The sequence below is a fragment of the Micrococcus sp. HG099 genome (assembly GCF_024723355.1).
Lineage (GTDB): Bacteria > Actinomycetota > Actinomycetes > Actinomycetales > Micrococcaceae > Micrococcus > Micrococcus endophyticus.
Window position 1 is genome coordinate 1 of sequence record NZ_JANQCJ010000013.1, and the last position, 13,357, is coordinate 13,357.

General features: G+C 73.5%; 10 protein-coding genes and 3 tRNA genes. 1 reads left to right on the forward strand and 12 read right to left on the reverse strand.

The genetic code is table 11. The features are described from left to right. The 7 genes from NWP10_RS02405 to NWP10_RS02435 form a co-directional block, all read right to left on the reverse strand. The coding region (locus tag NWP10_RS02405; RefSeq protein ID WP_258299769.1) for a dynamin family protein at positions 1-1,777 on the reverse strand (1,777 nt) is incomplete at its 3' end. A 121-nt stretch (positions 1,778-1,898) separates the two neighbouring features. Then, positions 1,899-1,974, reverse strand: a tRNA-Glu gene (locus NWP10_RS02410). A 137-nt stretch (positions 1,975-2,111) separates the two neighbouring features. Beyond that, positions 2,112-2,184 (reverse strand) — tRNA-Glu (locus tag NWP10_RS02415). A gap of 57 nt (positions 2,185-2,241) precedes the next feature. Continuing rightward, positions 2,242-2,313, reverse strand: a tRNA-Gln gene (locus tag NWP10_RS02420). A gap of 119 nt (positions 2,314-2,432) precedes the next feature. Beyond that, complete coding sequence (locus tag NWP10_RS02425) at positions 2,433-3,251, reverse strand: HAD family hydrolase (RefSeq protein ID WP_258299770.1); 819 nt, start codon at positions 3,249-3,251, stop codon at positions 2,433-2,435. Beyond that, a complete protein-coding gene (gene gltX / locus NWP10_RS02430) occupies positions 3,248-4,825 on the reverse strand; it encodes a glutamate--tRNA ligase (RefSeq protein ID WP_017488864.1) in 1,578 nt (525 codons plus the stop codon). Before gltX ends, NWP10_RS02425 begins: the two co-directional genes overlap by 4 nt. A gap of 105 nt (positions 4,826-4,930) precedes the next feature. Then, positions 4,931-5,725, reverse strand: a complete 795-nt coding sequence (locus NWP10_RS02435; RefSeq protein WP_158494823.1) for a fumarylacetoacetate hydrolase family protein — start codon at positions 5,723-5,725, stop codon at positions 4,931-4,933. Between the two features lie 64 nt (positions 5,726-5,789). Here NWP10_RS02435 and NWP10_RS02440 point away from each other — a divergent pair, with 64 nt between their 5' ends. Continuing rightward, positions 5,790-6,227 carry an HIT family protein gene (locus NWP10_RS02440; protein WP_258299771.1) on the forward strand — a complete coding sequence of 146 codons (438 nt, stop codon included), beginning with the start codon at positions 5,790-5,792 and terminating at the stop codon, positions 6,225-6,227. A gap of 151 nt (positions 6,228-6,378) precedes the next feature. Here NWP10_RS02440 and NWP10_RS02445 read toward each other — a convergent pair whose 3' ends face one another. From NWP10_RS02445 to metG, 5 genes are all read right to left on the reverse strand, one after another. Continuing rightward, positions 6,379-6,666, reverse strand: a complete 288-nt coding sequence (locus NWP10_RS02445) for a YbdD/YjiX family protein (protein WP_248193045.1) — start codon at positions 6,664-6,666, stop codon at positions 6,379-6,381. A 1-nt stretch (position 6,667) separates the two neighbouring features. Continuing rightward, the gene (locus NWP10_RS02450) at positions 6,668-8,941 is read right to left on the reverse strand and encodes a carbon starvation CstA family protein (RefSeq protein WP_017488197.1); all 2,274 of its coding nucleotides are present in this window, start codon (positions 8,939-8,941) and stop codon (positions 6,668-6,670) included. A 236-nt stretch (positions 8,942-9,177) separates the two neighbouring features. After that, on the reverse strand, positions 9,178-10,269 hold the full coding sequence (locus NWP10_RS02455) for a branched-chain amino acid aminotransferase (protein ID WP_166437385.1): 1,092 nt from the start codon (positions 10,267-10,269) through the stop codon (positions 9,178-9,180). 221 nt (positions 10,270-10,490) lie between these two features. After that, on the reverse strand, positions 10,491-11,567 hold the full coding sequence (locus NWP10_RS02460; protein ID WP_258299772.1) for a 3-isopropylmalate dehydrogenase: 1,077 nt from the start codon (positions 11,565-11,567) through the stop codon (positions 10,491-10,493). Between the two features lie 156 nt (positions 11,568-11,723). After that, on the reverse strand, positions 11,724-13,349 hold the full coding sequence (gene metG / locus NWP10_RS02465) for a methionine--tRNA ligase (protein WP_258299773.1): 1,626 nt from the start codon (positions 13,347-13,349) through the stop codon (positions 11,724-11,726). Positions 13,350-13,357: the final 8 nt, after the last annotated feature.

The following is a 13,357-nucleotide window of genomic DNA, read 5'->3' on the forward strand; positions in this document are numbered from 1 at the left end:
GCGCCTCGGGGGCCGGACCGCCCGGACCGTCGAGGCCGGCGTCCACGCCGCGGCGCAGCACGGGGACGAGGGCACGCAGCTCCTCGGTGGCCTGCGGCTCGCGGTCCAGGCGCAGCAGCGGGAGGAAGCGGTCGGCCAGGACGGTCTCGAGCAGCGCGCGGACCCGGCGCTCGAGCAGCTCGTTGGCGCGCCTGGCCATGCGGCGCACCGCGTCCTCACCGAAGATCGACTCGAGCAGCTTCTGGCCGACCACGGCCGCGCCGCCGGCGATGCCGATCTCGAGGCCCACGAGCCCGCCCGTGGAGGCGAACGAGATGACCATGAGCGCCACCGCGGCGCCGTTGACGCCCGTGGCTGCCAGGCGGGCGCGGGTGCGCTTGCCGGCGCCCTCCTCCCGGATGAGGGCCAGCACGTCCGACTGCCAGTCGCGCACCACCGCGGCGGCGCGCTCGGAGGTGTCCGCCGGCAGGGCGCCCAGGTCACGGCCGGCCACGAGGGCCCGACCGGCGGGCTCGGCGGCCCAGCGGCGCTCGATCTGCTCGGCGGCGGCTGCGGCGGCCTCCACCATCACGGCGTGCAGGCCGGTCTCGAGGGCCGTCTCGACCTCCTCCGCCGGGGCGGGGCGCCCGCGCACGAGCGCACCGAGGCGGTCGCGCACGCGGCCGATCGCGGTCTCCACGCCCCGGAAGAACTCGCCGGTGCCCACGAAGTCCTGCCAGCGGGCGAGCACCTCGCCGCGCAGCAGGGTGCCGTCCGAGGTGGCCTCGTGGACCCGGTCCACGGCCTGCTGCGTGGAGTCCCCCACTACGCGGGCGAGCAGGTCCGCGGCGTGGCGCTGGTCCTCCTCGGCGCGGGCCAGTTCCGCCACGCGGGCGGCCAGCTGGCCGAGCACCCCGTCCACGGTGCGCCGGGCGACGGCGCCGCGCGCCTGGGCGTCCGCGGCGAGCGTCTCGAGCCAGGTGCGCAGGCCCTCGACGTGCTCGGCCGGGAGCAGGCCCCGCTCGTCGAAGTGGGTCTCGGGGATCACGTGGATCCGCGCGTCGCCGAGGCCGCGCTCGGTGAGCATGCGCTGCAGGTCCGGGGTGATGTCCGCGGCGGCGCCCTCGGGCACGCGCCCCAGCACCACGGCCACCGTGATGTCCCGGGCGGCGGCCTGGTCCAGCAGCTGCCACGGGACGGCGTCGGCGTAGCGGTGCGCCGTCGTCGTGAAGATCCACAGGTCCGCGGCCTCGAGAAGCTGCCGGGCGAGCGCGCGGTTCTGGTCCGCCACCGAGTCGATGTCCGGCGCGTCCACGAGCGCGATGCCCGCGGGCAGGGCCGGCTCGGCCACGAGGGCCACGGTGTCCATGGCGGACTGGTCCGGCTCCACGGGTCCGGCCGACGCGTCACGGTGCACGGTGACGCGGGCGAGGTCCGGGAGCACGCGCGGGCCCGTGAACCAGTGGGCGTCCGCGGGGTTGTGCAGGAGCAGCGGCTGGCGCGTGGTGGGGCGCAGCGCGGAGGAGCGCGAGACCTCGTGGCCCACCAGGGCGTTCACGAGGGTCGACTTGCCGGCGCCGGTCGAGCCGCCGACCACCGCGAGCAGCGGCGCATCGAGCGAGTCGAGGCGCGGCAGCACGTAGTCCTCGATCTGGTGGAGGGTCCGCTCCCGCTCGGCGCGGTCCTCGCCCGCCGTGGCGGTCTCGAAGGGCAGCTCCAGCGCGGCGAGGTGATCGCGCACGCGGCGCACGGCCGTGTCGACGCGGAGGTCCGGGTGGGTCTGATCCGTGTGTGGCACGTGGGCCATCGTCTCACGGAGGGCCCGTCCGCGGACGGGCCGGCCGGCGCGCTCCCGACGGCGGAGCGGCCCCGGAGACGAGGGAAGCCCGGTCCGCATGGACCGGGCTTCCTGTCACCAGTGGTGACCCCAGCGGGATTTGAACCCGCGTTACCGCCGTGAGAGGGCGGCGTACTAGGCCGCTATACGATGGGGCCGTACGCGCCGTCCGCGCGAGCGCGGAGGGCACAGGTGGAGACCTTTCCTGCCTGCCTGCGTCTCCTGTTCAGGCGACGGATGCGAGCATCCGTCCTGCGCCGCTCCGCTCCCTGAGGAAGCGGGCGCGGCGACTGCGTGACCCCAGCGGGATTTGAACCCGCGTTACCGCCGTGAGAGGGCGGCGTACTAGGCCGCTATACGATGGGGCCGTGCGCCACGTGCGAGCGTCTCCGCTCGTCCGCATGCACATGAGTCCGAGGGACTCGCTGGGGTACCAGGACTCGAACCTAGAATGACGGTACCAGAAACCGTTGTGTTGCCAATTACACCATACCCCACTGCCGGTCAAGTCTTGCTGACCGAAGTGCGTCATATTCATGAGCTCGGTGTTCCCGGATCTCTCCGGCAACGAGAAAGAACTCTACACCCTCATCGCGGCCCGTGCAAAATCGGCCGATCAGCGCCGCAGCCAGGCCCGCAGGCCGCCGATCGCGCGCAGCCGCCAGCACCCGCGCTCGGGGTCCCACACCGGGTCCTCGGCCGCCCCGCGGGCGGGCGCGGCCGGGCTCATCCACACGGGCACGAGGCCCGTGCCGCGGGCGCCGGCGACGTCGTGGGTCAGGCTGTCCCCCACCATGAGGGTCCGGCCCGGCTCCGCGCCCAGGCGGGCGCAGCCGGCGAGGAACGGCGCCGGATCCGGCTTGGGCGCCCCCGCCGTGTCCGAGCCGATCAGCACGTCCACCCAGTCCAGCCCCAGCGCGTCCGCCTTGGCGCGCTGGTAGGCCTCCACGTTGTTGGTCACGATCCCCACGCCCCGGCCGGACGAGCGCACCTGGGCCAGGACCTCGGCGGTGGCCGGGAACAGGGCCCAGTGCCCGCGGACCACGTCCTCGTAGTCCGCGGTCCACAGGGCCTCGAGCGGGGTGGCCGACTCCTCGGGGGCGCCGAGGGCGCGCAGGGCGTCCGCGGCGCGGGCCAGGCGCTGCTGCTCGAAGGTCAGCTCGCCGGCCACGTAGCGCTCGTAGTGCCCGGCGGCGTCGGAGGCGAAGGCCTCCGTGGCCTCGGCCATCCGCGCCGGGTCCACGTCGGCCGCCCCGGCCCACTGCCGGCGCACGGTCGCGTCGAACGCGGCGTGCTGGGCGGCGCGCAGGTCCAGGAGGGTGTCGTCCAGGTCGAACAGCACCGCGTCCCACTCCGGGGGCGCCGGGGCGGGCGACGACGGCGACCCGCCGGCCGCCGTCGTCGTGGCCTGCCCGGTCGCGGGGGCCCCGCTCACGCGTCCGTGGGCAGGCCCTGGTCCAGGCCCTGCTCGGCGGCGAACCGGTCCAGGCGCGCCAGGGCGGAGTCGCGCCCGAGGATCTCGAGGGACTCGAACAGCGGCGGGGAGACCTTGCGGCCGGTCACGGCCACGCGCACCGGGCCGAAGGCCTGGCGGGGCTTGAGGCCCAGCCCGTCGATGAGCGCGGCGCGCAGCGCCTCCTCGATGCGCTCGGTGGTGAACCCGTCCTCCGGCAGGGCCGCCAGCGCGTCCCGGGCCGCGGCGACGGCGGCGCCCAGGTCCGCCGGCATGCCCTTGAGGGCGCCCTCGGCCGTGGCGACGTCCGCGTCCGCCGTGAAGAGGAAGGCGAGCATCTCGACGGCCTCCCCCAGCAGCTGCACGCGCTCCTGGACAAGCGGCGCGGCGGCCGCGAGGATCTCGCGCTCGCGCTCCGTGGGCTCGGCGTCCACGAGGCCGGCGGCGTGCAGGTAGGGCACGAGGCGCTCCCGGAAGTCGTCCGCGTCCAGCATGCGCACGTGGGAGCCGTTGATGGCGATCGCCTTCTTCTCGTCGAAGCGGGCGGGGTTGGCCAGCACCTTGTGGACGTCGAAGTGCTCCACGAACTGCTCGGGGGTGAAGATGTCCTCGTCCGCGGACAGGGACCAGCCCAGCAGGGCCAGGTAGTTCAGCAGGCCCTCGCGGATGAAGCCGTGCTCGCGGTGCAGGAACAGGTTGGCCTGCGGGTCGCGCTTGGACAGCTTCTTGTTCCCCTCGCCCATCACGTAGGGCAGGTGGCCGAACACCGGCATGTACGCGGCCACGCCGACCGCGTGGAGGGCGCGGTACAGGGCGATCTGGCGGGGGGTGGAGGAGAGCAGGTCCTCGCCGCGCAGCACGTGGGTGATGCCCATGAGGGCGTCGTCCACGGGGTTGACCAGCGTGTAGAGCGGCGAGCCGTCCGCGCGCACCACCACGAAGTCCGGCACGGTGCCGGCCTTGAACGTGATCTCCCCGCGCACGAGGTCCGTGAAGGTGATGTCCGTGTCCGGCATGCGCAGGCGCCACACGGGCGCGCGGCCCTCGGCCTCGAACGCGGCGACCTGCTCGTCCGTGAGGTCGCGGTCGAAGCCGTCGTAGCCCAGCTTGGGGTCGCGCCCGGCGGCCCGGTGGCGCGCCTCGGTCTCCTCGGGCGAGGAGTAGGACGGGTAGATGTGCCCGCCGGCCTTGAGCTTCTCGATGACCTCCGCGTAGATCTCCCCGCGCTGGGACTGGCGGTAGGGCTCGTGCGGGCCGCCGACCTCGACGCCCTCGTCCCAGTCGATGCCGAGCCAGCGCATGGCTTCGAGCAACTGCTGGTAGGACTCCTCGGAGTCCCGCTTGGCGTCCGTGTCCTCGATGCGGAAGACCAGCGTCCCGCCGGTGTGCCGCGCCCAGCCCCAGTTGAACAGGGCGGTGCGAATCAGGCCGACGTGCGGGGTGCCGGTGGGCGAGGGGCAGAAGCGCACCCGCACGGGGGTCTCGGCGTCCACCTGGGGGACGTCGGCGAAGGGGGCGGGGGCGTTCTCGGACACGGGAGCGGTGGCGTCAGTCATGGTGCCTGCGAGTCTACGCGCGGACGCGGGCCGGACGCCGCCCGCCGAGGACGACGACGGCGCCCCGGTCCGCGCGGACCGGGGCGCCGTCGTCGGGAGCGGTGCTCAGCGGCGGAAGACCGTGGCGAGCACGCCGATGCCCTCCACCTCGGCCTCCACGCGCTGGCCCTCGGCCACCGTGCCGACGCCGGCCGGGGTGCCGGTGAGGATCACGTCGCCGGGCAGGAGGGTGAACGCCTCGGACGCGGCGGCCACGAGCTCGCGCACGCCGAAGACCATGTCCGCCGTGGTGCCGTCCTGACGGGTCTGCCCGTCCAGGCGGGAGGTGATGCGCAGGCCGCCGGCCGGCTCCACGTCCAGCTCGGTCTCGATCCACGGGCCGAGCGGGCAGGCGCCGTCGAAGCCCTTCGCGCGCGCCCACTGCAGGTCCGTGCGCTGGGCGTCCCGCGCGGTGAGGTCGTTGCCCACGGTGTACCCGAACACGACGTCGTCCACGCGGCTCACCGGCACGTCCTTGCAGATGGTGCCGATCACCACGGCGAGCTCGGCCTCGTAGGAGACCTCGTCCGACCAGGACGGCAGGGTGACCGGCTCGCCCGGCCCCACCACGGAGGTGTTGGGCTTGAGGAAGAACTGCGGGGACGCGGGGGTCTCGTTGCCGAGCTCCTTGGCGTGGTCGGCCCAGTTGCGGCCCACGCCCACGATCTTCGAGCGCGGGATGATGGGCGCCACGAGGCGGACGTCCTCGAGCCGGTGGACGGTGGAGGTGGGCTGGATGCCGTGGAAGAACGGGTCTCCTTGGAGGGCGGTGATCGTCAGCTCGGAGAGGTCGGCGTCCGCCGGGCCCTCCACGACGCCGTAGGTCGGCTCGGCCTGGTCCACGAAACGTGCGATGCGCATGGGGTCCAGCCTAGTGGTGGACGCACCACCGCCACGGCCGAGCCCGACTGCCTAGACTCCGGGCATGGCCTCCCACTGCCCGTTCTGCGCCGTCGTCCGCGGCGTCGGCCCCGCCCACCTCGTCGCCGAGAGCCCGCTCGCGCTCGCGTTCCTGGACCAGAGCCCGGCCGCCGACGGCCACACGCTCGTGGTGCCGCGTCGGCACGTGGAGTCCTTCTCGGAGGTGACGCCCGAGGAGGGGGCGGAGGTCTTCGCCCTCGCCGCCCGGGTGGCGGCGGTGCTGCGCCGCGTGGTCTCCCCCGGCGTGACCCTGCACCTCGCGGAGGGCTGGGAGGCCGGCCAGGACGTGCCGCACACCCACCTGCACGTGATCCCGCGGCGCATGGACGACGCCGTGACGATCGACCTCCCCGCCCTGCGGACCCCGCTGGACCTGGCGGGCTCGGCGGCCGCGCTGCGCGCCGTCCTCGAGAGGCCGGCGGCTCCGGGCTGCCCCGCCTGAGTCGAGCCGTCCGAGACGGCCCGCCGGCATCGAGCCGTCGCACAGATGGCCGGCATGAGCGCTCAGATCGCGCTCATACCGGCCATCTGCAGGACAGCTCGGAGCAGGCCGGGACCACGTGCACGACGCGGCCCCGCGCGGGGACGGCGGCTCAGCAGCAGCGGCTGCCGGGGTTCGCCTCCTGCTTGGCGTACTCGTCCCGCCAGAACTCCCGCTCGCTCATCGGCTCCACGCCGGGGTGCTGCGCCCGGTGGTGGGCGAGGTAGGCGTCGTACTTGCCCTCCCCCGCCAGCTGGCGCACCCACCACCGCGCGGACGCCCACGCCGCACGCAGGCCCGACCCGGCCGCCGGACCGGTGCCGTCCCCGGCCCGACGCGCGGCCGCCGGCTCCGCAGCGGAGCCGCCGGCCGGCGTCGGGCAGGTGCCAGAGGCGGCCACGTCAGTGGCCCCGCTCCGGTCGCTGATCCGCCGGCAGCGCGTCCCACTGCCGCTGCAGCTCCTTCTCCTCGGCAGTGGCGATCAGCCCGGCCGGGGCGAAGCGCCGCGAGGGCACGTACGGATCCGCGTGGTCGACGACCTCGGTGGAGCGGAAGGCGCGGATCGTGGCGAGCACCGACGTCGTGATGACCACGAGCGCCAGCACGAGGAACACGATGGACAGCGTGCCCTGGATGAAGGTGTTGCGGACCACGGCCTCCATCGCCGGCACGGACTTCGCGGCGCCGAAGCTCGTGGAGCCCGAGGCCAGCGCGTCCTTGAACGCGTTGTGCTGCGCCCAGTAGCCCACCGCCGGGACCGACGAGAAGATCTTCTGGAAGCTCGCCACCGTGGTGACCACGGTGATGAAGCCCAGCGGCAGCGCCACGATCCACAGGCCCCGGAAGTGCCGGCGGCCGGCCACGATCGCCAGGACCACCGCGAGCGCGATGGCCGCCAGCAGCTGGTTGGCGATGCCGAACAGCGGGAACAGCGTGTTGATGCCGCCCAGCGGGTCGGTCACGCCCATGATCAGCACGGCGCCCCACGCGGCCACCATGATGCCGGTGCACACCCAGGCGCCCACGCGCCAGCCGGTGTCCTTGAAGCGCGGGACCACGTTGCCCAGGGAATCCTGGAGCATGAAGCGGGCCACGCGGGTGCCGGCGTCCACGGCGGTGAGGATGAACAGCGCCTCGAACATGATGGCGAAGTGGTACCAGAAGCCCATGAGGGCCTCGCCGCCGATCAGCTGGCCCATGATGATCGAGAGCCCGACGGCGAGCGTCGGGGCGCCACCCGTGCGGGAGACGACCGTGTCCTCGCCCACGAGGTTCGCCAGCGCGGTGAGCTGCTCGGGCGTGACGTCCACGCCGGCCAGGCCCAGGCTCATCACCCAGGCGGCCGCCGTCTCGGGGGTGCCGCCGGTGAGCGCGGCGGGGGCGTTCATGGCGAAGTAGATGCCGCGGTCGATGGACACGGCCGCCACGAGCGCCATGACCGCCACGAAGGCCTCCATGAGCATGCCGCCGTAGCCGATGAAGCGGGTCTGGCGCTCCTTCTCCACCATCTTCGGGGTGGTGCCCGAGGCGATCAGCGCGTGGAAGCCGGACAGGGCGCCGCACGCGATGGTCACGAACAGGAACGGGAACAGGGAGCCCGGCCACACCGGACCGGTCTGGCCCGAGGCGAACTCGGAGATCGCCGGGGCGGTGATCTGCGGCTGCACGATCACGATGGCCACGGCGAGGCCGGCGATCACGCCGATCTTCATGAAGGTGGAGAGGTAGTCGCGGGGGGCGAGCAGCAGCCACACGGGCAGCACGGCGGCCACGAAGCCGTAGATGATGATGCCCCACGCGATGGTCACGCGGTCCAGGGTGAACAGGGCCACGCCCCAGTCGGTCTCGGCGACCCAGCCGCCGCCGATGATGGCGGCCATGAGCAGCACGAAGCCGATGATCGAGACCTCGGTGATCCGGCCCGGGCGCAGGTAGCGCAGGTACAGGCCCATGAAGATCGCGATCGGGATGGTCAGGGCCACGGAGAACACGCCCCACGGGGACTCGCCGAGGGCGTTGACCACCACGAGCGCGAGGATCGCGGTGATGATCACCATGATCAGCAGGGTGGCCACGATCGCGGCGGTGCCGCCGATGCGGCCGAGCTCGTCGCGGGCCATCTGGCCGAGCGAGCGGCCGCCGCGGCGCATGGAGAAGAACAGGACCAGGTAGTCCTGGACGGCGCCGGCGAGGATCACGCCGACGATGATCCAGATGGTGCCGGGCAGGTAGCCCATCTGCGCGGCGAGCACGGGGCCCACGAGCGGGCCGGCGCCGGCGATGGCGGCGAAGTGGTGGCCGTAGAGGACGCGGCGGTCGGTGGCCACGTAGTCGCGGCCGTCCGCCCGGTACTCGGCGGGGGTGGCGCGGGTGTCGTCCGGGCGGACGATCATGCGCTCCACGTACTTCGAGTAGAAGCGGTAGCCGATCGCGAAGGTGGCGACGGCGGCGAACACGAACCAGATCGCGTTGATGGACTCGCCGCGATGCAGGGCGAGCATGGTCCAGGCGACGCCGCCGACGAGGGCGACGACCACCCAGACGGCGATCTTCAGGGGCGTCCAGCGGGGGCGCTGCGCGGCCTCGACGGGCGGCAGCCCGTCCGGGCCGCCGTCCCGGGCGGGGTCCCGGGGTGCCGTGCCCTCGGCGGGCGCGGCGGAGCGATGCGAGCTCACGGGTTCTCCGATCACGAAGGAAGGAATGACCGGGAGAGTGTCTCACGTCTCTCCCCCGCGCTCCGTGGGTCACGTTCTGTGGCGGAGCGTGCCCCGACGAGCCGTCGCGCAGATGGCCGGCATGAGCGCCATCTGAGCGCTCATGCCGGCCATCTGCAGGACGGCTCCGCCCGACTGCGAGGCAGGGGGCGAGGGGCGGGGCGCGTGAGGGGCGGGGCGCGGGCGCCCCTGCCGGGTCAGACCAGGCGGTGCAGCCAGCCGTGGCGGTCCTCGACGCGCCCGGTCTGGATGCCCTCGAGCTCGGCGCGGATCTTCAGGGTCACGTCGGTGCCGCCGGCGGACTCGATGACGTCGTCGCCGTCGAGCAGGCGCCCGATCGGGGTGACGACGGCGGCGGTGCCGCACGCGAACACCTCGCGGATGGCGCCGGAGCGCACGCCCTCGGCCCACTCGGCCAGGGTGATGCGGCGCTCCTCCACGGTCAGGCCCATGTCCCGGCCCAGCTGCAGGATCGAGGAGCGGGTGACGCCCTCGAGGATCGTGCCGGTGAGCTCCGGGGTGACGAGGCGGCCGTCGTCGAACACGAAGAAGACGTTCATGCCGCCGAGCTCCTCGATGGAGTCGTCGTGGTACTGGTCCAGGAACACGACCTGGTCGGCGCCCTTGGAGGCGGCCTCGAGCTGCGGCAGCAGCGAGGCGGCGTAGTTGCCGCCGGTCTTCGCGGCGCCCATGCCGCCGCGGCCCGCGCGAGCGTACTCGCGGGAGACCCAGATGGTCACCGGCTTGAGCTCGCCGCCGAAGTAGTTGCCGGCCGGGGAGGCGATCACCATGTACCGCACCTCCTTGGCCGGGCGCACGCCCAGGAACGCCTCGGTGGCGAACATGAACGGGCGCAGGTACAGGGACTGCCCCTCGCCGGTGGGGACCCAGTCCCGGTCGGCCTCGAGCTGGGCCTTGAGGGAGCCGAGGAACATCTCCTCGGGCAGCTCGGGCAGCGCGAGGCGACGGGCGGAGCGGTTCAGGCGCGCGGCGTTGGCCTCGGGGCGGAACGTCCACACGGACCCGTCCTCGTGGCGGTAGGCCTTGAGGCCCTCGAAGATCTCCTGGCCGTAGTGCAGCACGGAGGCGGAGGGGTCCAGGGAGAGCGGGCCGTAGGGCTCCACGCGGGCGTCGTGCCAGGCGCCGCCGTCCTCGCTCCAGGTCCAGTCGATGGAGACCATGTGGTCCGTGAAGACCTTGCCGAAGCCGGGATCCTGCAGGATCTCGGCGCGCTCCTCCTCCGACAACGGGGACAGGTGCGGCTGACGCGTGAACACGGTCTCGGACACGGTGGGATCACTCCTCGTGACGGGTGGCGGGGCGGGGCGCCGGCGCCGGGGACGACGCGCGGGGCCACGGCCTGTGGCGCAGGACACGCGCAGGCCGTGGACCCATCCTAGACCCGCCCGGGGCGGCCGCTCGGCCCCGCCGGAGGCGTCGGCTCAGACCCGCCGGAGGCGTCGCCTCAGTCCCGCCGGAGCCGAGGCTCAGACGCGCCGGAGGCGTCGGCTCAGACGCGCGCGGCGACGTCGGCGCCCACCTCGGCGGTGGACCCGCGGGCGCCGTCGACCCGGTCCTTCAGGTGGGCCCAGACGGCGGTGCGCACGCGCTGGGCCGCGCCGGTCTCCCCCACGTGCTCCAGGAGCAGGGCGGCGGAGAGGATGGCGGCCACCGGGTCCGCGACGCCCTGGCCGGCGATGTCCGGCGCGGAGCCGTGCACGGGTTCGAACATGGACGGGGCGGTGCCCTCCACGTTGATGTTGCCGGAGGCGGCCAGGCCGATGCCGCCGGTCACGGCGGCGGCGAGGTCGGTGAGGATGTCCCCGAAGAGGTTGTCCGTGACGATCACGTCGAAGCGCGCGGGGTCCGTGGTGAGGAAGATCGTGGCGGCGTCCACGTGCATGTAGTCCCAGCTCACCTCGGGGAAGTCCGCGGCGACGGCCTCCACGGTGCGCCGCCACAGGTGCCCGGCGTGGACCAGCACGTTGTGCTTGTGCACGAGGGTGAGCCGCTTGCGCTCCCCCGCGGCGGCACGGGCGAAGGCGTCCTCGACGACGCGGCGCACGCCGTGGGCGGTGTTCACCGAGACCTCGGTGGCGATCTCGTGAGGGGTGCCGGTGCGGATGGCGCCGCCGTTGCCCACGTAGGGGCCCTCGGTGCCCTCGCGGACCACGGTGAAGTCGATCGTCCCCGGCTCGGCCAGGGGGCTGACCGCGCCGGGCAGCAGGGCGGCCGGGCGCAGGTTCACGCCGTGGTCCAGCTCGAAGCGCAGGCGCAGGAGCATGCCGCGCTCGATCAGGCCGGAGGGAATGCGCTCGTCGCCGGGGGCGGCGCCCACGGCGCCGAACAGGATGGCGTCGTGGACGCGCAGGGCCTCGAGCGTCTCGTCCGGGAGCGCCTCCCCCGTCCGGAGCCAGTGCTCGGCGCCGAGCGGGTAGGGGGTGAGGCGCGCCTCGGGGCGGCCCTCGGCGCGCAGCGCGGCCTGGAGGACGGCGGCGGCCTGCTCCGTCACCTCGGGGCCGATGCCGTCGCCGCCGATGACGGCGATGTCCAGGGGGTCTGCGGAGGGGCGCGTGCTCTCGGTCATGCGCCTCAGGCTACGACCAGGGCCGGGGTGGACCACATCGTGTGACGCGCCGTCTCAGCCTGCGGACCCTCAGACCCCACGCCAGGGCCGGCAGACACGCCGCTTCCGGTGCGACGTCGCGGCGTGTCTGCTGGCCCTGGCGAACGGGGGGGGAGGTCAGGCCTCAGCCGGCTCCTCGTGGCGCGGGAACACGCCCTCGGGCTTCGGCAGGGCGGTGCCGGGCACCAGGTCCTCGTGGAAGGCCGCGAAGGAGCGCGGGCCCTGGCCGGAGGCGCCGGTGCGGCCGGCGTCGCCCTCGGCGGGGACGCCGAGCAGGTCCAGCAGGCGCGAGGCCGACACCGGCATCACCGGCTGGACCAGCAGGGCCACCCGGCGCACGGCCTGGAGCGTCACGTACAGGACAGTGCGCATGCGCGGCTCGTCCGTCTTGCGCAGCACCCACGGGGCCTGGTCCGCGAAGTACGCGTTGACCTCGCCGAGCACGCGCCAGGTCTCCTCGAGGGCGTCGTGGAAGTCCTGCACGGCGTACGCGGTGCGCGAGCGCTCGAGCAGGGCGTCCACCTGGGCCAGGACGGCCTCGTCCTCGGCGGTCAGCGGCCCCGGCTGCGGGACGGCGGCCTCGCAGTTCTTGGCGACCATGGACAGGGAGCGCTGGGCGAGGTTGCCCAGGTTGTTGGCCAGGTCCGCGTTCTTGCGGCTCACCACGGCCTCGTGGCTGTAGGAGCCGTCCGCGCCGAACGGGAACTCGCGCAGCAGGAAGAAGCGGATGGCGTCCAGCCCGTAGCGGGCCACCCAGTCGCGCGGGTGCACCACGTTGCCCAGGGACTTGGACATCTTGGCGCCGTTGTTGTTCAGGAACCCGTGGATCATCACGCGCTTCGGCAGCTCGATCCCCGCGGACATCAGGAACGCGGGCCAGAAGATGCAGTGGAAGCGGGAGATGTCCTTGCCGATCACGTGCAGGTCGGCCGGCCAGTAGCGGCCAAAGGCCTCCGGGTCGCGGCCCGGCCAGCCGGCGCCGGTGAGGTAGTTGGTCAGCGCGTCCACCCACACGTAGGTGACGTGGTCCGCGCGGCGGTCGGCGTCCTCGGCGTCCGGGTCCACGGGCGCCGGCAGGGGCACGCCCCAGTCGAAGGAGGTGCGGGAGATGGACAGGTCCTCCAGGCCGTCCTCCACGAAGCGGATGACCTCGTTGAAGCGGTAGCGCGGCGCGGCGAACTCCGGGTTGCGCCGGTAGTGCTCGAGCAGCGGCTCCTGGTACTTGGAGAGGCGGAAGAAGTAGGACTCCTCCTCGGTCCATGTGACCTCGGTGCCCGTCTCCACGGCCCGACGCACGCCGTCCTCGCCCACGGCGGTCTCGTCCTCGCCGAAGTAGCGCTCGTCGCGCACGGAGTACCAGCCGGCGTAGGAGCCGAGGTAGACGTCCCCGTTGGCCTCCATGCGGCGCCAGATCTCCTGCACCGCCTCGGCGTGGTCTGCGTCCGTGGTGCGGATGAAGCGGTCGTAGGAGATGTCGAGCACCTCGTCGTCCATCTCCTTGAACACCGCGGCGTTGCGCGTGGCCAGCTCGAGGGCGGTCACACCCTCCCGCTGCGCCGTCTGCTCCATCTTCTGCCCGTGCTCGTCCGTGCCGGTCAGGAATCGCACGTCCCGCCCGTCGAGCCGCTGGAAGCGGGCCATCGCGTCCGTGGCGATGTACTCGTAGGCGTGGCCGATGTGGGGCTCGCCGTTCGGGTAGGAGATGGCCGTGGTCAGGTAGTACGGGGCGCGGGCGTCAGTCACAGCAGTCG